A 19595-nucleotide genomic window follows, 5' to 3' on the forward strand; every position below is an offset into this window, starting at 1 on the left:
GTCCCGCACTCCCGGTCACAGTGACAGGGCCCTCGGCATCCCCTATGTCCGGCCCGTCCCCGGCGGAGGAGTCCCGCATGCCGCAGTTCGAACAGTGGGACATCGTCACCGGGGTGGGACTGACCGCACTCGGCGTCGCGGCCGGCCGGGCCCTGGAGACCGAACGCCCCGACCACCTCGTCAGCGACCCCTACGCCGCCGCCTTCGTGGCGGCCGCCGACCCGCCCGTGCCCGTCCCGCAGCGGCTGGCCGACACCGCGCGGATGTCCGACGTCGCGCGCGACGTGTGGACCTCGCTGGCGCAGTACCTCGGAGTCCGCTCCCGGTTCTTCGACCGGTTCCTGATGACGGCGGCGGCCGGCGGCGTCCGCCAGGTGGTGGTGACGGCCGCCGGCCTGGACGCCCGGGCCTTCCGCCTGGACTGGCCGCCGGGCACCGAGCTGTTCGAGATCGACCAGCCACGGGTGCTGGCGTTCAAGGACGGCGTCCTCGACCGCCTCGGCGCCCGCCCCCGCTGCGCCCGCCACCCGGTCCGGGCCGACCTGCGGGGCGACTGGCCCACGGCGCTCCGGGACGCCGGATTCGACCCCGACCGGACGACGGCGTGGCTGGCCGAAGGACTGCTGCCGTTCCTGCCCGCCGACGCCGAACGGCGGTTCCTCGACCGGATCGGCCGGCTGTCCGCGCCCGGCAGCCGGCTGGCCGCCGAACACCTGGCGCCGAGTGTCCGCCCCCTCATCGAGGACCCGGAGTTCCGCGCGGCCGCCGGCCAACTCGGCGTGGACCTCGCCGACCTGTGGCACTTCGCCGGCAAGACGGACCCCGACCGGCAGCTCACCGCCGCCGGCTGGGCCGTGCGGTCCGTCCCGACCTACGAGGTCGCCGCCGCGTACGGGCGGGACCTGCACGGTCTGATGGGCCGCACCGCGCAACACGGCCGCTTCCTCACCGCCGAGCGGTGACCCGGCGGTGCGGAAGCGGCGCGTCCGACGCCTCGGGGCGGACGTCAGCGGTCAGACGCGGGCACCGGTGTCCCACCGCTCCGGGCGGCCACCGCGCCGCGCCGGGCGGCGGCCCGAACGCCGCGGCGACGCACCGCCGTTCCGCTCCAGGACGACCGCCAGCGGAGTCGCGGTGAACACCGACGAATACGTCCCGACGACGATGCCGATCAGCAGCGCCAGCGCGAAGTCGGTCAGCGTGTCCCCGCCCAACAAGGCGAGCGCGGCCAGGATGAACACCGCGCCCATCCCGGTGTTGACGGTGCGCGGCACGGTCTGGAGCACGGCCGTGTTGGCGAGGTCGGGGAACGACGTGCCGCGGCCGGCGCCACGCAGTTCCCGCACCCGGTCGAAGACCACCACCGAGTCGTTGACCGAGTAGCCGATGACGGTCAGCAGCGCCGCCAGGAACACACCGTCCAGCGGCTTGCCGAGCCAGGCGAACACCCCCACCAGCACGACGACGTCGTGCGCCATGGCGACCACGGCCGACAGCGCGAACGTCCAGCGGAAGCGCACGGCGAGGTAGCCCAACTGCGCGAGAAGGGCGAGCCCGAGGGCCACCAGCGCGCCGCGGCGCAGCTCCTCGCCCAGGCTCGGGCCGATCAGCTCGTCGCGCACCTTCTGCGCCCCGCCGCCGAGCTCGTCGACGACCCGACCCGCCGCGGTGAGCTGCGCCGCCGACAGCCGTTCGGTGCGCACCGTCAGGGTGCGGTCGCCGGAGGTGGAGACCTGGGCCCGGTCCAGGCCCGCCGTGCCGAGCGCGGCGCGGGCCCGCTCGGCGTCGACCGGCCGGGTCGTCGTGTACTCGACCATCCGGCCCCCGGTGAACTCCACCCCGTAGTCGAGGCCGCGGACCGCGATCCCGGACCCGGCCAGGAGCAGCGCGGCACCGCTCAGCGCCAGCCAGCGGCGCCGGTGCCGCATCAGGTCCGGGCGGCGCCGGGAGAGCCAGGACCGCACCCGGCCGAGGCCGGCCAGACCGGTCAGCCGGGGGCGGCGCCCAACCGGCCGGAGCGCGAGCGCGCACTCCGCCAGCACCCGGGTGACCAGCAACGCGCTGACCATCGAGGCGGCCACCCCGATGCACAGGGTGACGCCGAAGCCGCGCACCGGCCCGGACGCGAAGAAGAACAGCAGCACCGCGGCGAGCAGGGTGGTGACGTTGGAGTCGGCGATGGCGCTGAACGCGTTGCGGAAGCCGGCGGCCAGCGCGCTGCGCAGGGTGCGCGGACGGGCGTGGGGCCCCGCCGCGTACTCCTCGCGGGCCCGCTCGAAGACCAGCACGTTGGCGTCCACGGCCATCCCGATCGCCAGGACGAACCCGGCGAGGCCCGGGAGGGTGAGGGTGGCGCCCAGGGCCAGCAGCGCCGCGTAGGAGATCAGCGCGTAGCAGGCCAGCGCCAGCGTGGCGAGCGCGCCGAGCAGACGGTAGACGACGGTGATGAACACGGCCGTCAACGCGACCCCGATGACCGCCGCCTGGGCGCTGGAGGTGATGGCCAGCGCGCCCAGCGTCGGGCCGACCGCCCGCTGCTCGACGATGTCCACCGGCACCGGCAGCGCCCCGCCGTTGATCAGCAGCGCCAGTTCCTGCGCCGCGTGCTGGTCGAAGCCGCCGGTGATCCGGGTCGTCCCCCCGGTGATGCCGACGCCGCACGCCACGGACGCCTCCACCCGCGGCGACGAGATGACCTTGCGGTCCAGGACGATCGCGGCGCGCCGGGCCGGATCGTCGGGTGCGGCGCAGGCCGCCTTGCCGGTCAGCCGGGCCCAGGCCCGTTCCCCGGCACCGTGCAGGGTGAGGCCGACGGACCAGCCGCTGCCGTCCTGGCCGTCGAACTCGGCCGCCGCGCGCCGCACTTCGGCACCGGTCAGGGCGGCGGGGCCCAGGCGCAGTGGGGTGCCCGCGTCGTCGGGCAGGACGGTGGAGCCGTCGGCGGGGGCGGTGCGGCCGGTGCCGGTTGCGGTGCCGGGGGCGGCCGTGCCCAGGACCGGATGGACGGTGAGTTGGGCGGTGCGGCCGAGGACTTCGGCCGCCTCGTCGGGATCGTCGAGGCCGGGCAGCTCCACCACGATGCGGCGGTCACCGGCGCGGGAGAGGTTCGGTTCGCTCACCCCGAGGGCGTCCACCCGGCGGCGGAGCACCTCCAGGGTGCGGTCGGTGGCTTCCCGATCGGCCTCGGCGGTCGGGGAGTCACGGGTTTCCAGTACGAGTTGGGTGCCGCCGCGCAGGTCGAGACCGAGCCGTGCGGGCTGGGTCAGCGCGAGGAACGTGGAGAGTGCAAGGATCGCGAGCGCGAACAGCGCCCGCACCCTCGTGGCGCGGGTCAAAATGCCTCCAGCAGGCATGGGCGGGCCGCGGGTGCGGCCCCGATGGTGGGTTGTGCGAGGGAGCTGGAGGCTGGGGCGGGGCCCGGTCCCGGCACCGGCCGGCGTAGCGGAGCGAGTCGGCCACGGCGGCACCGGGCGGGGCGGCATGGTGCGTGCGCTGCGGCGTCCGGGCACCCTGACGCGCGGGCAGGGTGCCGGACGCCGGTGCGGGGGCGAGAAGGTGACGGGTCGTCGGACCGGCGAAGTGGGGCAGCCCGCGGTCGGCGGCGTCCCGGGACGCCGTGTGGTGGGCGCAGGCCGTGGCGGACGGAGCGTCGGCCCGTCCCGCGGCCGCGGCGTCGCCGGCCCCCGGCACGAGCAGGGCGAGCACGGCGAGGAACGCGAGCAGGACGGATCGGCGCCGCCGCGCCACATGAGCAGACACAGTACGCAAACCCTCCCCTAGCGACACTCTGCCACGTCCGGCGCCCGCGCCGTCCGGCAGGGCCGGCTGCGGCGCCCCCTCGTGGTCGGCCGGCCCGTCGGCCGTGCGGTTCGGCCCTCGTCAACGCACTAGGGTGGGAACGGAAGTTGCGGGGGGAAGCACGACAGCACGAGGGAAAGGTGGCCCGCGCATGGCAGTGTCGGAGGACTGGATGGGGGCGCCGCCCCAGGAGCCCGTGGAACTTCACACGGACCGGCCGCACGCCGCCCGGGTCTACGACGTCCTGCTCGGCGGCAAGACCAACTACCCGGCGGACCGGGAGGCGGCGGAGCAGACCCTCGCGGCGCTGCCCAACGCCGGCGCGATCGCCCGCCAGAACCGCGCCTTCATGCAGCGGGCGGCCCGCTACCTGGCGACCGAGGCCGGCATCCGCCAGTTCCTGGACATCGGCACCGGCATACCGACCTCGCCCAACCTCCACGAGGTCGTCCAGGCGACGGTGCCGCAGGCCCACGTCGTCTACGCGGACAACGACCCGATCGTGCTGGCGCACTCACGCGCCCTGCACACCAGCCGCCCCGAGGGCCGCACCGCCTACATACCGGCGGACCTCTGCCAGCCCCACGCGATCCTGCGGAACCGCATCCTGCGAGACACCCTCGACCTCAGCCAGCCGGTGGCCCTCACGCTCATAGCGGTGCTCCACTGGCTCCCGACGGACTGCGACCCCTACGCCGTCGTCCGGGACCTGATGGGGGAGTTCGCCCCGGGCAGCTTCCTGGCCCTGACGTACATCACCGCCGACTTCGAGCCGCAGGCACTCCGGGAGGTCTCGGACAACTTCGAGGCCAAGGGCTCGCACGTGAACGCGCGGAGCAGGGACGAGGTGCTGGGCTTCTTCGACGGACTGGAGCTGGTCGACCCCGGCCTGACGACGGTTCACCGCTGGCGCCCGGACCACGTCGAGGTGGGCACCGAAGCCTGGTCCGACGCGGACATCCCGCTCTACGCCGGGCTCGGCCGCAAGGACTGACCGTCCGATGGACGCAGGCCCCCGGCGCGACGGTGCCGGGGGCCTGTTCTCTTTTTCATTCCGCTGCCGGGAGCGCCGCCCAGACGGCCTTGCCGGCCGCGGTCGGGGTGGTCCACCCCCAGGACGAGCTGAGGCAGTCGATGATGTGCAGCCCGCGCCCGCTCTGGGCGAAGTAGTCGGGCTCCCGCAGCACCGGGACGTCCGAACTGTGGTCGAAGACCGTGCACAGCACGAGGTCCCGGCAGCGCAGCAGCCCCACCCAGAGCGGGTGCGGTGCGGCCCCGCGGGGCTGTCCGTCGGGTTTGACGAGTCCGTAGCGCAGGGCGTTGGAGAGCAGCTCCGAGACGACCAGTACGGCGTTGTCCACAAGGGGTTTGAGGTTCCAGCCGTCCAGGGTGGCTCCGGTGAACCGGCGGGCCTCCGAGGCCGCCTTGCCGTCCGCCGAGAGGGCGCGGGCGGCGAGCCCGGCGGGCCGGATCGCACGGTCGTCGAGCCGGATGTCGCGCGGGGCCTGGGCGAGCCAACGGCTGAGGGGCTGGGTGGGGAAGAGGGCGGCAGGCGGTCCTGCCGGGTGGGTTGTCATCACGAACTCCGTGGCGCCTCTCAGACCTTCGTCACGAACGGGTGATTCGGCTCCCACTATCCCCGGCCGCCGCTGGCGCTGCAAGTGCATCTGCAATTACATTCGAGACGAACGTAATTGCATCGGTAAGTGCATCCGCCCGTGCGGCTGCACGTGATGCCTGGTCAGACGCGTGAGCGTGGAGCAAGGGAGTGGCGGGATGCAGCAGTTCGACAACGGTGTGGCCGCGGGCCTGATCGAGAATGCGGTCTGGCGGAAGAGCCGGCGCAGCGCGCCCGGGGGCGACTGCGTCGAGGTCGCCGCGCTGACCGACGGCGGTTTCGCGGTCCGCAACTCCCGTGATCCGCAGGGCCCGGCGCTGATCTACACCCGGGCGGAGATGGTGGCGTTCGTCGGCGGCGCCAAGGACGGCGACTTCGACGCGATGTTGGGCTGAGCGACCGCGGAGCGGGCCCGCCGGCACGGGCCCGTCCTCACGCGTATCGTTGGCGCATTTCTGTACCTGACGGCCGGTAAGTGCGACACTGGGGGTATCAACACTGTCGCTCACGGGAGTTGGGATGACCGCGATGAGCCGGCCGGAAGGCGAGCTGTCGATAGCGCGATACCTGCAGGAACCGCAGGTGGGGCCCACCGCTGCGCGCATCGTGCTGGGAGCCCAGCTCCGGAAGCTGCGGGTCGGCGCCGGGATCTCACGTGAGGCCGCCGGCAAGGCGATCCGTGGGTCTCACGCCAAGATCACCCGGCTCGAACGGGGCCAGGTCGGCTTCAAGAGACCCGATTTGGTCGATCTTCTGACGCTTTATCAGGTACTCGACCCGGAACGCCGGGACGACTACTTCGCCCTGGCGGATCAAGCCAACTCCTCCGGCTGGTGGCACGAGTACAGCGACGTCCTGGAGGACTGGTTCGAGCTCCACCTCGGCCTGGAGGAAGCCGCCGCGCTGATCCGGACCTACCAGGTGCAGTTCCTGCCCGGACTGCTGCAGACCGAGGAGTACGCCCACGCCGTCACCCGCATCGGCTACCCCAACGCACCGCAGACCAAGGTGGACCGCCTGGTCGCGCTGCGGATGGACCGCCAGCGGCTGCTGACCCGGACGGACGCCCCGCGGCTGTGGGCGGTGGTCGACGAGGCCGTGCTGCGCCGCCCGTTCGGCGGCCGCGAGGTGATGGCGGCCCAGTTGCGCTCCCTGCTCAAGGCGGTGGAGATGCCGAACGTCACGCTCCAGATCGCCCCGTTCAGCGTGGGGGCGAACGCGGCCGCCGGCGCCCCCTTCAGCATCCTGCGGTTCGCCGAGCCGGAACTCCCCGACAAGGTCTACCTGGAGCAGCTGACCAGCGCCCTCTACCTGGACAAGCAGGAGTCCGTCGACCAGTACACCGCGGTCATGGACCGACTGTGCACCGAGGCCAACACCCCCTCGGAGACCGCCGACTTCCTCACCCGGCTGATCGACGAGCTCGGCTGAGCGTCGCGCTCGACTGAACGACGGCTCGGCCGAACCGACCCGCGTCAGGGACCCGAGCAGTCGACGAAGCACACCCCCGCGCCCACGCCCGCTCCCGCGATGAAGTCCTTCGGGGGCGGCCGCGCAGGACGCACGCGTCGTGGCACGCGCGGGGGCCGGTCCCCTCCGGCTCGGAGCGATGCGCCCGCCCCGCCCGCATCACCCGCCCCCGCCCAGGAAGCCGTACCACTCCTCCAGCCGGTCGGCCACTGCCGCGAGCGAGAACTCCGCGGCGACCGCGACCCGGCCGGCGGCCGCCCGCCGGTCCCGCAGCTCGGCGTCGTCCAGGAGCTCCAACACCGCCCCGGCCAGCTGCTCCGGCGAACCGTCGGTCACCGCCGCGGCGTCGTGCCGCCGCAGCGCGGCGGCGATCCCGCAGCGGTCCGTGCAGACCACCGGGGTGCCCACCGCCAGCGCCTCCAACACGCCCATCGGGAACGGCTCGTCGACGCTGGGCAGCACGTACACGGTGGCCCGCGCCAGGCGCCGCACCGCCGCATCGTGGTCCAGCCTGCCGCCGTAGGCCACCACGCCGCCCAACCCCTCCGCGGCGACCGCCAGCCGGACCTCGGCCAACCGCCCCTCGTCCGCGCCGTACACCGGAAACGTCACCTCCGGCCGCTTGGCGTGCACCAACGCCGCCATCCGCACGAACGCCTCGGGTCGCTTCCGGGCCTGGAGGCGGGCCAGGAACAGCACCTCGGTCGGCTGCCGCTCCGCAGCCGACCCGCGTGCTTGCACCCGCACCCCGTTGGGCATCCGGACCAGGCGCGGTCCGCCCGGCCCGAGCACCTCCCGCAGTCCGGCCTCCTCCGCGTCGGTCAGCACCAGCACCGCCGCCGCGCGCCGCAGCAGCGGGACGAAGCACCGGTCGAAGGCCCTGACCGGTGCCGTACGGCGGGGCTGGACCATGCCGTGCGTCTGTGCCAGGAACGGGCGCCGGCGCAGCACGGCCGCCGCGAGCGCGGCCAGTGACACCAGGTCGCGCCCGGCGTGCAGGTGGAGCACGTCGGCCCGGCCGGCCAGTCGCCACAGCAGCGGAAGCAATCCGAGGTGGAACAGGCCCGAGAACCCCTGCCCCGGTACGCAGGTGCGGGCGCGCCGGGCGTGCAGCGGTACCCCGTCCACGGTGCGCGGCGGCGCGCCGCGGCCCCGCCACAGGGCGACGAGCCCGACCTCGTGGCCGCGCCCGGCGAGTTCGCCGAGCTGCGCCGTGGCCACGCCGACCGGACCGCCGTACGCGCCGTCGTCACCGACCAGCGTGACCACGTGGACGATCCTCATCGGCTGCCGCCGGCGGCGTGCGCGGCGCCTGTCGGCACGCCCCGTCCGGACGGCGGTCCCGCCGGCCCGGCGGGTGGCACGACCCCACGTGACGCGACAGCTTCGAACAACCCCATGGCCCCCCACTCGGTCGTCCCCTATGACCGGCGCGGCCGCCCCCCCCCAGGCACGCGACGGCCGCCGTATTGGAGCTGAACGGTAGAGCACGTTGCGCCCAACTACCGCCGTTTATCTAATTTGAGGGCCCTTGTGGCTTGTTGTCGGCAAGTACCCCGTGCGGTGCCGCCCGCCCGTCGGCGCGCGCCGCCCGGGGGGCGGGTGGTGCCCCGGCTCCGAGAATGGCCGCTTTGCGTGCCTGCGCCGCCCGCCGTACCGAACCCGGCCGTTCCGCGACGCGTGGCCGGGATCACAGTGTCCTGCGCCGAGCGGTCGGAATGCCACCCCCGACGGAGCGGTTGGTGACTACACGCAAGCACCGTACACACCCGTACCAACCGGTACTTACGAGGAGATTTCCGTGACCGTCACCGCGTCCGCAGCTTCCCGCGCGGCCGAGATCCTCTCCCGGCCCGTCGCACTGAACGGCCTGACCGTTCCGAACCGCATCGCGATGGCGCCGATGACGCGCATGTTCTCCCCGAACGGCGTCCCCGGCGAAGACGTGCGCTCCTACTACGCCCGTCGCGCCGCCGCGGGGGTGGGCCTGATCGTCACCGAGGGCACCTACGTCGGCCATGCATCGGCCGGTCAGAGCGACCGGGTGCCGCGGTTCCACGGGGACGAGCAGCTGGCCGGCTGGGCGCAGGTCGCCGAGGCCGTGCACGAGGCGGGCGGCACCATCGTGCCGCAGCTGTGGCACATCGGCATGGTGCGCCAGCAGGGCGAACCGCCCTTCGCCGACGCCCCGGCTGTGGGCCCCTCCGGCATCCGCGTCGACGGCACCGAGGGCACCGGCCGGGCGATGACCCGGGGCGACCTGGACGACGTCATCGGCGCCTTCGCGGAGGCCGCCGCGGCCGCCGAGCGCATCGGCTTCGACGGCGTCGAACTGCACGGCGCCCACGGCTACCTCCTGGACCAGTTCCTGTGGGCGCGCACCAACCGCCGCACCGACGCGTACGGCGGCGACCCCGTGGCCCGCGCGAAGTTCGCGGCCGAGATCGTGGCCGCGGTCCGGGCGACCGTGTCACCCGACTTCCCGGTGATCTTCCGCTACTCGCAGTGGAAGCAGGAGGCGTACGACGCGCGGCTGGCCGAGACCCCCGACGAGCTGGAGGCGATCCTGGCCCCGCTCGCCGCGGCCGGCGTCGACGCCTTCCACGCCTCCACCCGGCGCTACTGGGTCCCGGAGTTCGACGGCTCGGACCTCAACCTCGCCGGATGGACCAAGAAGCTCACCGGCCGGCCCACCATCACCGTCGGCTCGGTCGGCCTCGACGGCGACTTCGAGCGCGCCTTCCAGGGCGAGGGCGCCCAGGTGCAGGGCATCGACAACCTCCTGGACCGCCTGGAGCGCGACGAGTTCGACCTGGTCGCCGTCGGCCGCGCCCTGCTCCAGGACCCGCAGTGGGCCGCGAAGGTCCTCGGCAACCGCACCGAGGAACTCCAGCCGTACGACGCCCAGGCGCTGAAGTCCCTGAGCTAGCCGGCCGGTGGCGGGCACCCGCCACCGGGCGCACGGACGCGTGGCGGGGCGGCGACGCGGCGACGGCCGGCCCGGCGCCCTGTGGGGCAAAGGGCGCGGCGCGGGGCGGTCGCCCGGTCAGGTCAGCTCGTCGGCGAGCAGGTCCATGAGCAGCGCGTCCTGCCAGCGTCCCGTCCGGTGGTCGCGCCCGTACGCCCGCATGATGCCCACCGGCCGGAACCCGACCTTGCGGTAGCTGCGGATCGCCGCGGTGTTGGCGGCGGCGGGGTCGATGGTCAGCCGGTGGTGGCCGCGTGCCGTCACCAGCCACCGGGCCAGGGTGCGCACCGCGTCGGTGCCCAGTCCCTTCCCCTGGTGGCGTGCCGTCAGGAAGACGTCGATGCCGGCGTGGTGGAATTCGGGGTCGGTCTCCTCGTAGAACTGGATCGCTCCGACGACCTCGCCCTCGAAGACGATGGCGAGCATGCCCGCGAAGTCCTCCGGGGGCGACCACCACGCCGCCACCTCCGGCTCCCGCACGATCCGGTCGAGCACCCGGCCCTCGCCGTCGGCCACCGGTCGCAGTACGACGTCGTCCCCGCGCAGCTCCATGCCCCCATCATCCCCCACGCCCGACGACGCCCTTCGCTCGCACGACCTCGGGCAACGCGCCAACCTCACGGTGGACGTTCTTATTACAGTGACGACGTCACTTACTGACGATCCACGGACCAAGTGAGGTAATCGCCAACCATGTCGACCGAAACGTTTGAGTTCCAGGTAGAGGCCCGTCAGCTGCTCCAGTTGATGATCCACTCGATCTACTCGAACAAGGACGTCTTCCTCCGAGAACTCGTCTCCAACGCCTCCGACGCACTGGACAAACTGCGCCTGGCCGCGCTGCGCGACGAGGCCCTCGACGCCGACGTCTCCGACTTGCACATCGAGCTTGAGATCGACAAGGACGCCCGTACGCTCACCGTCCGGGACAACGGCATCGGCATGTCGTACGACGAGGTCGGACAGCTCATCGGCACGATCGCCAACTCGGGGACCGCCGAATTCCTCCGGGAGCTGAAGGAGGCGAAGGACGCGGCCGGCGCGGAGGGCCTGATCGGCCAGTTCGGCGTCGGCTTCTACTCCGGCTTCATGGTGGCGGACGAGGTCACCCTGCTGACGCGGCGCGCGGGCGAGAAGAAGGGCACCCGCTGGTCGTCCCGCGGCGAGGGCACCTACACCCTCCAGGAGGTCGACGAAGCGCCGCAGGGCACCTCGGTGACGCTGCACCTCAAGCCGGCCGATCCCACCAACCAACTGCACGACTACACCGCGGACTGGAAGATCAAGGAGATCGTCAAGCGGTACTCGGACTTCATCACCTGGCCGGTCAAGCTCGTCGGGGAGCCCCCGGCCGACGGCGACGGCGACGGGCCGGCCGAGCCCGAGACGCTCAACTCCATGAAGGCACTGTGGGCGCGCTCCCGCGACGAGGTGTCCGAGGACGAGTACCACGAGCTGTACAAGCACATCAGCCACGACTGGCGCGACCCGCTGGAGACCGTCCAGCTCCAGGCCGAGGGCACCTTCGAGTACCAGGCCCTGCTGTTCGTCCCGTCGCACGCCCCGCACGACCTGTTCACGCAGAACTCCGCACGCGGGCTCCAGCTGTACGTCAAGCGTGTCTTCATCATGGACGACTGCGAGGCGCTGCTGCCGCCGTACCTCCGCTTCGTCAAGGGCGTGGTCGACGCGCAGGACCTCTCGCTCAACGTGTCCCGCGAGATCCTCCAACAGGACCGGCACATCCTGATGATGCAGCGGCGGCTGACGAAGAAGGTGCTGTCGTCGGTCAAGGGCATGATGGCCGACGACGGCGACCGCTACGGCACGTTCTGGCGGGAGTTCGGCGCGGTGCTGAAGGAGGGCCTGGTCTCCGACACCGACAACCGCGACGCCCTGCTCGCGGTGGCGTCGTTCGCGACCACGCGCGGCGAGGACGAGTCCGTCACGCTGGAGCAGTACGTGGAGCGGATGGGGGAGGGACAGGAGGACATCTACTTCATCACCGGCGAGTCCCGCCAGAGCATCGACAACTCCCCGCACGTGGAGGCGTTCCGCGAGCGGGGCATCGAGGTGCTCCTGCTCACCGACCCGGTCGACGAGGTCTGGGTCGACGTGGTGGGCGAGTTCCAGGGCAAGCGCCTCCAGTCGATCGCCAAGGGCGAGATCGACCTCGGCGCCAAGGACGACGCGGAGTCCGAGGGCGAGCGGGAGAAGCGGGCCGAGGAGTACGCGGGCCTGCTCGGCTGGATGGGCGAGCAGCTGGCCGAGGACGTCAAGGAGGTGCGGCTGTCGTCGCGCCTGACGGTGTCGCCGGCCTGCATCGTCGCGGACGCCGACGCCATGACGCCGGCGCTGGAGAACATGTACCGGGCCATGGGGCAGGAGGTGCCGCGCACCAAGCGCATCCTGGAACTCAACCCCGACCACCAGCTGGTGAAGGGTCTCAACCAGGCGTACGGGGAGCGCGAGGACCGCACCGACCTCACCGAGAACGCCGAACTGCTCTACTCCCTGGCGGTCTTGGCGGAGGGCGGCCGGCCCACCGACCCCGCGCGCTTCGTGAAGGTGGTGGCGGACCGCCTGGGCCGCTCCCTCTGACCGTCCACCGTTCCGCGGTCAAGGTATGAGAGCGTCCGCCAGCAGGCGTCCACCAGCGGTGACCGGTGCACCGCGAAGGGCCTGCCGGCGGACGCTCCGCCGCGTCCCGGGACCGGCTACCCCATGCTCTTGGCGCCGTCCAGGGACTCGCGGAGGATGTCCGCGTGGCCGGCGTGCTGCGCGGTCTCGGCCATGATGTGCATCAACACCCGACGTGCCGACCAGTGCGTGTCGGCCTGGAACCAGGGCGCCTTGGGGAGCGGCCACGAGGCGTCCAGGTCGGGCAGGGTGGCGATCAACTCGTCGGTGCGGCGGGCCACTTCCTCGTAGGCGGCCAACACGCCGGCCAGGGTCTCGCCCGGCAGCAGTCGGAACTCCTCGGCCCGGCGCTCCCAGTCGGCGGCGGTCATCGCCGTGAAGTCGGGCATCGCCGAGGGGCCGTGCTGGATGAAGTCCACCCAGCCGCGTTCGGCCGAGGTGACGTGCTTGATCAGGCCGCCCAGGCACAGCTCGCCGGCGCTGGTCCGCCGGCCGGCCTGTTCGTCGGTGAGGTCACGGGTGGTGAAGCGCAGGAAGTGCCGGTGCTTGGCCAGCGCCGCCAACCACTCGGCGCGCTCGCCGGTGACCGCGGGTGCTTCGGTGGGGTGGTCGGTGCTGGGTTCGTTGCCGGTCATGGCGGCCGCCTCTCGGTGTTGCCTGTGTCATCGGTGAGGATCACGCTAGGCGGCATGGAGGACAGCTGCTGTCCTAGAAGGATTCCCCAGGGCCGCGAATCGGGTTCCGGGCGCCGATCCCGCCTGCCCGTCGCGACACACGCCCGACATCAACCCGTCACGCACGGCCCGGAATAGCGCCCCAACGCGCCCGGTTCTCAACGGACATGACCGTTGGAGTTGCCCTGAACCCGATCGACCCCACGAACCAGATCGACGCGAGCGTGCAACTCGCCAAGGAGGCGGCGGCCGCCGGACTGCGGTCCGCCTGGTTCGGCCAGACCTTCGGCGCCGACTCGCCGCAGCTCGCCGCGATCGTCGGGCGCGAGGTGCCCGAGCTGGAGGTGGGCACGTCCGCCATCCCCGTCTTCGGTCGGCACCCGCTCGTCGTCTCCAGCCAGGCCCAGACCGCACAGGCGGCCACGCACGGCCGCTACCACCTCGGACTCGCGCTCGGCACCAAGCTCCTGACCGAGACCGGCTTCGGCATCCCGTTCGGGCGACCCGTCGCCCGACTCCGCGAATTCCTCACCGCAGTAAGGCAGTTGACCGAGACGGGCAGCGCCGACTACCACGGCGAGCTCCTCACCGCGACCACGCCGATCCCCGCCCGGGTGCCCGGCGCGGAGTCCGGCGTCCCGCTGCTGGTCGCCGCCATGGGGCCGCAGGCGCTACGGGCCAGCGGCGAACTGGCCGACGGGATCCTGCCCTACCTCGCCGGGCCCCGCGCCCTCGGCGAGCACATCGTCCCGGCCCTCACCGCGGCCGCCGAGGCCGCCGGGCGCCCCGCCCCGCGGATCGTGGCACTCGTCCACGGCGTGGTCACCGACGACGTCGACGCGGTCCGCCGCACGTTCACCGAGTCGCTCGCCTTCTACGAGCAGATCCCCTCCTACGCACGGGTCATCGGGCTGTCCGGCGGCCGGCGGGCGGTCGACGTCGCGGTCATCGGCGACGAGAAGAAGGTGGCCGCCGAGGTGCGGCGCTACCGCGACGCCGGGGCGACCGAGGTGGTGTTCTCGGGCACGGAGGTCACCGGCGCCGCCGACCGGCGCCGCACCTGGGAACTCCTGGGGGAGCTGGCGGGCTGACCGGACGGGCCGCCGGGAAAACCGGATGCACCGACCGGCGGCCGGCCGTTACCGTGTCCGCATGTCCACGCCCCGAATTTCCTAGCCGAGGACCCGCTTCCACACCAGAAGTCCGTCCTCGTGCTTATTCGGAGCGTTATTCCATGATCACCGTTCGTGGTGTCGAGCTGCGTGCCGGCGCCCGCCTGCTGCTGTCCGACGTGTCCTTCACCGTCTCTCCCGGCGACCGGGTCGGCCTGGTCGGCCGCAACGGGGCGGGCAAGACCACCCTGCTCACCGCCCTCGCCGGACGGGCCGAACCCGCCGCCGGAACCCTCACCCGCACCGGCCCCCTCGCCTACCTCGCCCAGGACTCCCGCGCCGCCGACCCGGCCCAGCGCGTCATCGACCGGATCCTGTCCGCCCGCGGCCTGGACGCCGCCCTGCACCGACTCCGCGCCGCCGAGTCCGCGATGGCCGACGCCGACGGCCCCCAGGGGCTGGAGCGCGCGATGGCCGCCTACGCCCGGGCGGAGGCCGCCTTCCAGGCCGGCGGCGGCTACGCGTCCGAGGCCGAGGCCGCCCGGGTGACGGCCGGCCTCGGCCTCCCGGAACGCGTGCTGACCGGACCCGTCGGCGCGCTCTCCGGTGGCCAGCGGCGCCGGGTCGAGCTGGCCCGCATCCTCTTCGCCGGGCACGACGGCACGCTGCTGCTGGACGAGCCCACCAACCACCTCGACGCCGACTCCCTCGGCTGGCTCCGCGGCTTCCTCCAGGCCCACCGGGGCGGCCTGGTCGTGATCAGCCACGACACCGGACTGCTGGCGGACGTCGTCAACCGCGTCTTCCACCTCGACGCCACCCGCGCCACGATCGACCAGCACAACACCGGTTGGGCCGGGTACCTCGCCCAGCGCGCGGCCGACGCACGGCGCCGCACCCGCGAACGGGCCAACGCCGAGCGCAAGGCCGCGTCCCTGCACGCCCAGGCGGACAAGATGAAGGCCCGCTCCGCCACCGCCGTGATGGCCAAGAGCATGGCCCGCCGCGCCGACCGGATGCTCGCCGAGCTGGAACCGGTCCGGCGGACCGAGAAGACCGCCCGGATCCGCCTGCCCGAACCGCACCCCTGCGGCCGGATGCCGCTCGGCGCGATCGGCCTGACCAAGTCCTACGGCGACCACCCGGTCCTCACCGGGGTCGACCTCGCCGTGGACCGGGGCAGCCGCCTGGTGATCCTCGGCCTCAACGGCGCCGGCAAGACCACCCTGCTGCGCCTGCTCGCCGGCGCGGAGACTCCGGACACCGGTCGGGTGGTGCACGGCCAGGGACTGCGCCTGGGCTACTTCGCGCAGGAACACGACACCCTCGACGGCGCCCGGACGGTCCGGGAGAACCTGGCCGAGGCCGCCCCGCACCTCACGGAGCAGGACGCCCGGCGCGTGCTGGGTGCGTTCCTGTTCACCGGAGACGACGCCGACAAGCCCGCCGGCGTCCTCTCCGGAGGGGAGAAGACCCGCCTGGCCCTGGCCGGACTGGTCCACTCCGGAGCCAACGTGCTGCTCCTCGACGAGCCGACCAACAACCTCGACCCCGCCTCCCGGGACGAGGTCCTGGCGGCGGTCGGCCGCTACCCCGGCGCGATCGTGATGGTCACCCACGACGAGGGCGCCCTCGACGCCCTGCGCCCCGACCGCGTGCTGCTCCTGCCGGACGCGGACGAGGACCTGTGGAGCGAGGAGTACCGCGACCTGGTGGCCCTCGCCTGACCGAGCCGGGGCGCACCGGACCGGATCGGGTGATCCGGTCCGGTGACGGTGCTGGTTCCCGGGCCCGGGCCGTGGTGGCGGCCGGGACCCGGGAACCAGCCGCTCACGTCACGACTTGGGCGCGGCCGCCGGCGTGGCCGTCGGCGTCGGGTAGGCCGTGGTGGCGGCGGCCGACACCTGATGGGCCTCCTTGGCCACCAGGGCGGACAGCTTCGCCGGAGTCAACTTGGTGGCCGGGTCGGCGACGGTCTGCCCGTTGACCTGGACGACCGGGACGGGCCCCAGGCCCGCGGCGGCGTAGTCCTCCTGGGACTTCTTCACCCACCCCTGGCGCTGACCGCGGTCCAGGCACAGGTTGAACGTGTCGTGCTGGATCTTCCCGGCCTTCTTCGCGATCTCCTTGAGGAGCTTGGGGTCCTTCAGGCCGTCGGTCTGCGGTGCCGGCTGGTGCTGCCAGAGCTGGTCCATGAAGGGGCCGAAGCGGCCCTGGTCCTGGGCGCAGGCGGCTGCGGCGGCGGCCTCCTGCGCGCCGGTGCCCCCGTACTGCCGGTCGCTCTGGGTGACCAGGCGGTAGTCGATCTGGACCTGCCCGGACGCCAGGAGCTGCGCGAACGTGGTGGCGTACTTCTGCGCGAAGTCGCGCGACTGCGGGCTGCGCGGGTCCTCGTACACCGTCATGGTGACCGGCACGGTCGGCTTGACCGGCAGGGCCAGCTTCGTGCCGTCCGGCGTGCCCACGGCACCGGAAGGCGGCTCGAACGCGGTCGCCTCGCCGGCCCGGGAGAACTGGCCGACCACGACGGCCGCCCCGCACACCACGGCGATGCCGACGCCGGCCACCACGTAGTTGCGCCAGTGGCCGCCGGAGCCCTTCTTCGTCGCGTCGCCGTTGTTCTTCTTCCCTGCGGAGGCCACCATGCGCACCCTTTCACCAGGCAGTTCTCTGTGCTTGCCGACGGCGCCGTTCGCCGCGCCGGGCCGTCCTCAGCCGTCTCCGCGGGGCGCGGACCACGGCTGTGGCACGCACAGTGTGGCAGCATCCGCGCACTACCCCCGGCCCGGGGCCCGCGCTGGGCTGCTTCCGGTCGGAACGCCGCCACCGCGGTGCGAGCAGTGCGCGCGACCCTACGGAGAGCGAGCAGCCCGACGACGCCGGGGAGGCGAGCAGGGACGACCGCCCGGCCGGTTTGCCGCGGGTCAGGCCCCGGGCGGCGACCAGACGTAGGGCGTGGTGGTGGTGACGGCGTGGAAACCGAGCCGGCGCAGGATGGGGGCGCTGTCGGCGGACGCGTCGACCTGGAGGTACCGCACGCCGCGGGCCACGGCGAGTTCGGCGCGGGCGGCGACCAGCGCACGGTAGATCCCACGGCCGCGCCAGGCCGGCAGGGTCGAGCCGCCCCACAGACTGGCGAACTCGGTGCCCTCCCGGAAGACCAGCCACGCCGCGCAGACCACCTCGCCGCCCGCCTCGGCCACCAGGACGGCGATCTCCTCCGGGGCCGCCGCGATGCGCCCGCCCAGGTCCTCGGCGAGCCAGCTCCAGTCCTGGCCCCAGACCGCCGACTCCATGGCGGCGATGCGGTGCAGGTCGACGTCGGCGGTCACCCGCCGCAGCCCGACACCGGGCGGCAGGACGGGAGCGCCGACCAACTGCCCGGCCCGGCCGACGAGCACCGTCTCCGGCTCCTCCGGGACGAAGCCCGCGGCGCGGAGCCGGGCCGTGAGGTCCGCCGGCCGGTCGTGCCCGCGGGTCTTCCACTCCACCGCTTCGCCGCGGGCGGCGAAGCGGTCGCGCTGGCGGGCGATCAGCCGGTCCAACTCAACACCGCGCAGGCCCACATCCGGCGGAGCGCTGACGAACCCGCGGAACTGCCCGACGATCCGCAGCACCGGACCGTCCTGCTCGTAGGTGACCCCGTCGGGAGGCGTGGGAGGCACTCCCCGCATCTGCTCGTCGTAGGCCGCGAGCAAGCCGTCGATGTCCGTCACGCACCTGACGGTACTGAGCGGTGGCAACTGGTTTTCCGGGCCGGCCCGGGCCCCGGCCCCGCGGCCACGGCGCCTATCGTCACTCGTGCCCCGGCCGACCGACGGCCCCGTCAGGGCCCCTGCGCCGGCCCCGGCGCCGCACCGGACCAGCGGATCGGGCACCCACCAGAGAGGCACGACCATGACGTTCACCCTGACCACGCAGACCCTGACGGTGCGGGGCCGGCGACTGGCCTTCGCGGACGCCGGCGGACCGGGAACGCCGGTGCTGGCCCTGCACGGGCACTTCGGCCGGGCCAGGGCGTTCGCCGCCCTGGCCGCCGCCCTGGCACCGGAGTTCCGGGTCGTCGCCCTGGAGCAACGCGGCCACGGCCTCAGCGCACGCGACGACGACGTGTCCCCGGACGCGTACGTGGCCGACGCCGCCGCCTTCGTCCGGGCGTTGGGGCTGGGACCGCTGCCGGTGCTCGGCCATTCGATGGGCGGGGTCGTGGCGTTCCGGCTGGCCGCGCACCATCCGGAACTGGTCCGGGCGCTGATCGTCGAGGAGGGCGGTGCGCTCAACCGCCGGCCCGAGGTGGCGCATCCGGTGCTGGACGTCCGGGACTGGCCGCGCCGGGCACCGACGCTGGGTGAGCTGCGCCGCCAGGTGGAGGCCCGGGGCGTTCCGGACGCCGGCTACTTCCTGGAGAGCGCCGTCGAACGGCCCGACGGGTGGGGGTTCCTCTTCGACCACGCGGACATGGTGCGGTCGCAGGAGGCCCTGGTCGGTGACTGGTGGCCGGACTGGCTGGCCACCGACTGCCCCGCGCTGCTGCTGCACGGCCTGGACAGCTTCGTCCTCCCCACCGCGATGGCGCGGGAGATGGCGCGGCGGCGGCCGGGCACCACCCTGCGGGAGTTCCCCGGGTGCGGGCACTGGCTGCACGACGACGACCCGGCCGGATTCGCGGCGGCGGTGCGGGAGTTCCTCACCGCGTGGTGAGGGCGCTGCCCGTCCTCGCCCCAGGCTCGGCGGGTCTATCGGGCGAGCAGGCCGTCCAGGATGCGGCCGTACAACCACCGCGCCGAGCCGGCCACCACCGGTCGGAAGGCGCCCGGGACGCCGCGCGGGTGCACCTCGCCGCGCCAGACGACGCGGCAGCCCCCGTCCCGCGCACCCAGCTCGACCTCGGCCCAACCGGTCACCACCCGGCCCTGCTTCACCAGCCGGCAGCGGCCCACGGCCGAGGCGCCGGTGGCGTCCGGCGGCTCCCACCGCACGACGCGCATCACGTCGTCGAACGCGAGCCGGCCGAGGCCGGTCCGGGCGACGAAGGTGGTCCCCTCCCGGGTGGGCGGCGGCGTGGTCACGGTGATGGTGGTGAGCGGCACGTAGGCGGCGTGGGCCGCCCAGTCCGTCAGCCGTCGCCATGCGGCGTCGGGGGAGAGGGACGTCGTGCGTGCGATCACAAACCTGGCCACGGCCCCATGCTAGGAACTCCCGACAGCACGGACCAACGGCGGGTCGGCCGGGTGGCGGTCACTCGACGCGGTGCCCCGGCGGACGGCTGCCGCCCTCCGATCCGGCCAAAGGGAGGACTCGGCAGCGCACGTCCG

17 protein-coding genes are annotated in these 19595 nt (G+C 73.4%); 9 read left to right on the forward strand and 8 right to left on the reverse strand.

The window, feature by feature from the left end; genetic code table 11:
- Positions 1 to 77: 77 nt before the first annotated feature.
- Positions 78 to 962 (forward strand): SAM-dependent methyltransferase, encoded by an 885-nt coding sequence (locus tag ACJ6WD_RS07700; protein WP_376442091.1) that lies wholly within the window; start codon positions 78 to 80, stop codon positions 960 to 962.
- A 51-nt stretch (positions 963 to 1013) separates the two neighbouring features.
- Here ACJ6WD_RS07700 and secD read toward each other — a convergent pair whose 3' ends face one another.
- Positions 1014 to 3335, reverse strand: coding sequence for a protein translocase subunit SecD (gene secD / locus ACJ6WD_RS07705; protein ID WP_407615358.1), 2322 nt, complete (start codon positions 3333 to 3335; stop codon positions 1014 to 1016).
- A 614-nt stretch (positions 3336 to 3949) separates the two neighbouring features.
- Here secD and ACJ6WD_RS07710 point away from each other — a divergent pair.
- Positions 3950 to 4792: an SAM-dependent methyltransferase gene (locus ACJ6WD_RS07710; protein ID WP_233655728.1), complete on the forward strand. Its 843-nt coding sequence runs from the start codon at positions 3950 to 3952 to the stop codon at positions 4790 to 4792.
- Between the two features lie 55 nt (positions 4793 to 4847).
- Here ACJ6WD_RS07710 and ACJ6WD_RS07715 read toward each other — a convergent pair whose 3' ends face one another.
- A complete protein-coding gene (locus ACJ6WD_RS07715) occupies positions 4848 to 5375 on the reverse strand; it encodes an ATP-binding protein (RefSeq protein ID WP_376442098.1) in 528 nt (175 codons plus the stop codon).
- 199 nt (positions 5376 to 5574) lie between these two features.
- Here ACJ6WD_RS07715 and ACJ6WD_RS07720 point away from each other — a divergent pair, with 199 nt between their 5' ends.
- Positions 5575 to 5811, forward strand: coding sequence for a DUF397 domain-containing protein (locus ACJ6WD_RS07720; RefSeq protein WP_020930295.1), 237 nt, complete (start codon positions 5575 to 5577; stop codon positions 5809 to 5811).
- A 124-nt stretch (positions 5812 to 5935) separates the two neighbouring features.
- Positions 5936 to 6847, forward strand: coding sequence for a helix-turn-helix transcriptional regulator (locus ACJ6WD_RS07725; RefSeq protein WP_331246888.1), 912 nt, complete (start codon positions 5936 to 5938; stop codon positions 6845 to 6847).
- A gap of 198 nt (positions 6848 to 7045) precedes the next feature.
- Here ACJ6WD_RS07725 and ACJ6WD_RS07730 read toward each other — a convergent pair whose 3' ends face one another.
- Positions 7046 to 8155 (reverse strand): glycosyltransferase, encoded by a 1110-nt coding sequence (locus ACJ6WD_RS07730; RefSeq protein ID WP_407615359.1) that lies wholly within the window; start codon positions 8153 to 8155, stop codon positions 7046 to 7048.
- A gap of 532 nt (positions 8156 to 8687) precedes the next feature.
- Here ACJ6WD_RS07730 and ACJ6WD_RS07735 point away from each other — a divergent pair.
- Positions 8688 to 9815: an NADH:flavin oxidoreductase gene (locus ACJ6WD_RS07735; RefSeq protein WP_233655725.1), complete on the forward strand. Its 1128-nt coding sequence runs from the start codon at positions 8688 to 8690 to the stop codon at positions 9813 to 9815.
- Between the two features lie 117 nt (positions 9816 to 9932).
- Here the strand turns inward: ACJ6WD_RS07735 and aac(6') are convergent, their stop codons facing one another.
- Positions 9933 to 10406, reverse strand: coding sequence for an aminoglycoside 6'-N-acetyltransferase (gene aac(6'), locus ACJ6WD_RS07740; RefSeq protein ID WP_376442109.1), 474 nt, complete (start codon positions 10404 to 10406; stop codon positions 9933 to 9935).
- Positions 10407 to 10547: 141 nt separating this feature from the next.
- On the opposite strand from aac(6'), the gene htpG reads away from it, so the two are divergent.
- A complete protein-coding gene (gene htpG, locus ACJ6WD_RS07745; protein WP_331246891.1) occupies positions 10548 to 12455 on the forward strand; it encodes a molecular chaperone HtpG in 1908 nt (635 codons plus the stop codon).
- A gap of 116 nt (positions 12456 to 12571) precedes the next feature.
- On the opposite strand, the gene ACJ6WD_RS07750 is transcribed toward htpG, so the two are convergent.
- A complete protein-coding gene (locus ACJ6WD_RS07750; RefSeq protein WP_233655722.1) occupies positions 12572 to 13129 on the reverse strand; it encodes a DinB family protein in 558 nt (185 codons plus the stop codon).
- A 206-nt stretch (positions 13130 to 13335) separates the two neighbouring features.
- On the opposite strand from ACJ6WD_RS07750, the gene ACJ6WD_RS07755 reads away from it, so the two are divergent.
- Both ACJ6WD_RS07755 and ACJ6WD_RS07760 read left to right on the forward strand, forming a co-directional pair.
- Positions 13336 to 14259: an LLM class F420-dependent oxidoreductase gene (locus ACJ6WD_RS07755; protein WP_407615360.1), complete on the forward strand. Its 924-nt coding sequence runs from the start codon at positions 13336 to 13338 to the stop codon at positions 14257 to 14259.
- 143 nt (positions 14260 to 14402) lie between these two features.
- A complete protein-coding gene (locus ACJ6WD_RS07760) occupies positions 14403 to 16007 on the forward strand; it encodes an ABC-F family ATP-binding cassette domain-containing protein (RefSeq protein ID WP_407615361.1) in 1605 nt (534 codons plus the stop codon).
- 108 nt (positions 16008 to 16115) lie between these two features.
- Here ACJ6WD_RS07760 and ACJ6WD_RS07765 read toward each other — a convergent pair whose 3' ends face one another.
- Positions 16116 to 16925, reverse strand: a complete 810-nt coding sequence (locus ACJ6WD_RS07765; RefSeq protein ID WP_331246894.1) for a thioredoxin domain-containing protein — start codon at positions 16923 to 16925, stop codon at positions 16116 to 16118.
- A gap of 279 nt (positions 16926 to 17204) precedes the next feature.
- The gene (locus ACJ6WD_RS07770) at positions 17205 to 17996 is read right to left on the reverse strand and encodes a GNAT family N-acetyltransferase (protein WP_407615362.1); all 792 of its coding nucleotides are present in this window, start codon (positions 17994 to 17996) and stop codon (positions 17205 to 17207) included.
- A 181-nt stretch (positions 17997 to 18177) separates the two neighbouring features.
- Here ACJ6WD_RS07770 and ACJ6WD_RS07775 point away from each other — a divergent pair, with 181 nt between their 5' ends.
- Positions 18178 to 18981, forward strand: coding sequence for an alpha/beta fold hydrolase (locus ACJ6WD_RS07775; RefSeq protein ID WP_407615363.1), 804 nt, complete (start codon positions 18178 to 18180; stop codon positions 18979 to 18981).
- Positions 18982 to 19016: 35 nt separating this feature from the next.
- On the opposite strand, the gene ACJ6WD_RS07780 is transcribed toward ACJ6WD_RS07775, so the two are convergent.
- Positions 19017 to 19460 (reverse strand): SRPBCC family protein, encoded by a 444-nt coding sequence (locus tag ACJ6WD_RS07780; protein WP_233655716.1) that lies wholly within the window; start codon positions 19458 to 19460, stop codon positions 19017 to 19019.
- Positions 19461 to 19595 lie beyond the last annotated feature (135 nt).

This window comes from Streptomyces sp. VTCC 41912, from assembly GCF_045799175.1.
GTDB lineage: Bacteria > Actinomycetota > Actinomycetes > Streptomycetales > Streptomycetaceae > Streptomyces > Streptomyces albulus_C.

Bases quoted from the DNA above. Each gene is read 5' to 3' on its own strand.
- ACJ6WD_RS07775 (WP_407615363.1), top strand. From the start codon at position 18,178: ATGACGTTCACCCTGACCACGCAGACCCTGACGGTGCGGGGCCGGCGA.
- ACJ6WD_RS07700 (WP_376442091.1), top strand. From the start codon at position 78: ATGCCGCAGTTCGAACAGTGGGACATCGTCACCGGGGTGGGACTGACC.
- ACJ6WD_RS07720 (WP_020930295.1), top strand. From the start codon at position 5,575: ATGCAGCAGTTCGACAACGGTGTGGCCGCGGGCCTGATCGAGAATGCG.
- ACJ6WD_RS07755 (WP_407615360.1), top strand. From the start codon at position 13,336: ATGACCGTTGGAGTTGCCCTGAACCCGATCGACCCCACGAACCAGATC.
- ACJ6WD_RS07760 (WP_407615361.1), top strand. From the start codon at position 14,403: ATGATCACCGTTCGTGGTGTCGAGCTGCGTGCCGGCGCCCGCCTGCTG.
- htpG (WP_331246891.1), top strand. From the start codon at position 10,548: ATGTCGACCGAAACGTTTGAGTTCCAGGTAGAGGCCCGTCAGCTGCTC.
- ACJ6WD_RS07750 (WP_233655722.1), bottom strand. From the start codon at position 13,129: ATGACCGGCAACGAACCCAGCACCGACCACCCCACCGAAGCACCCGCG.
- ACJ6WD_RS07715 (WP_376442098.1), bottom strand. From the start codon at position 5,375: ATGACAACCCACCCGGCAGGACCGCCTGCCGCCCTCTTCCCCACCCAG.
- ACJ6WD_RS07765 (WP_331246894.1), bottom strand. From the start codon at position 16,925: ATGGTGGCCTCCGCAGGGAAGAAGAACAACGGCGACGCGACGAAGAAG.
- ACJ6WD_RS07710 (WP_233655728.1), top strand. From the start codon at position 3,950: ATGGCAGTGTCGGAGGACTGGATGGGGGCGCCGCCCCAGGAGCCCGTG.
- ACJ6WD_RS07725 (WP_331246888.1), top strand. From the start codon at position 5,936: ATGACCGCGATGAGCCGGCCGGAAGGCGAGCTGTCGATAGCGCGATAC.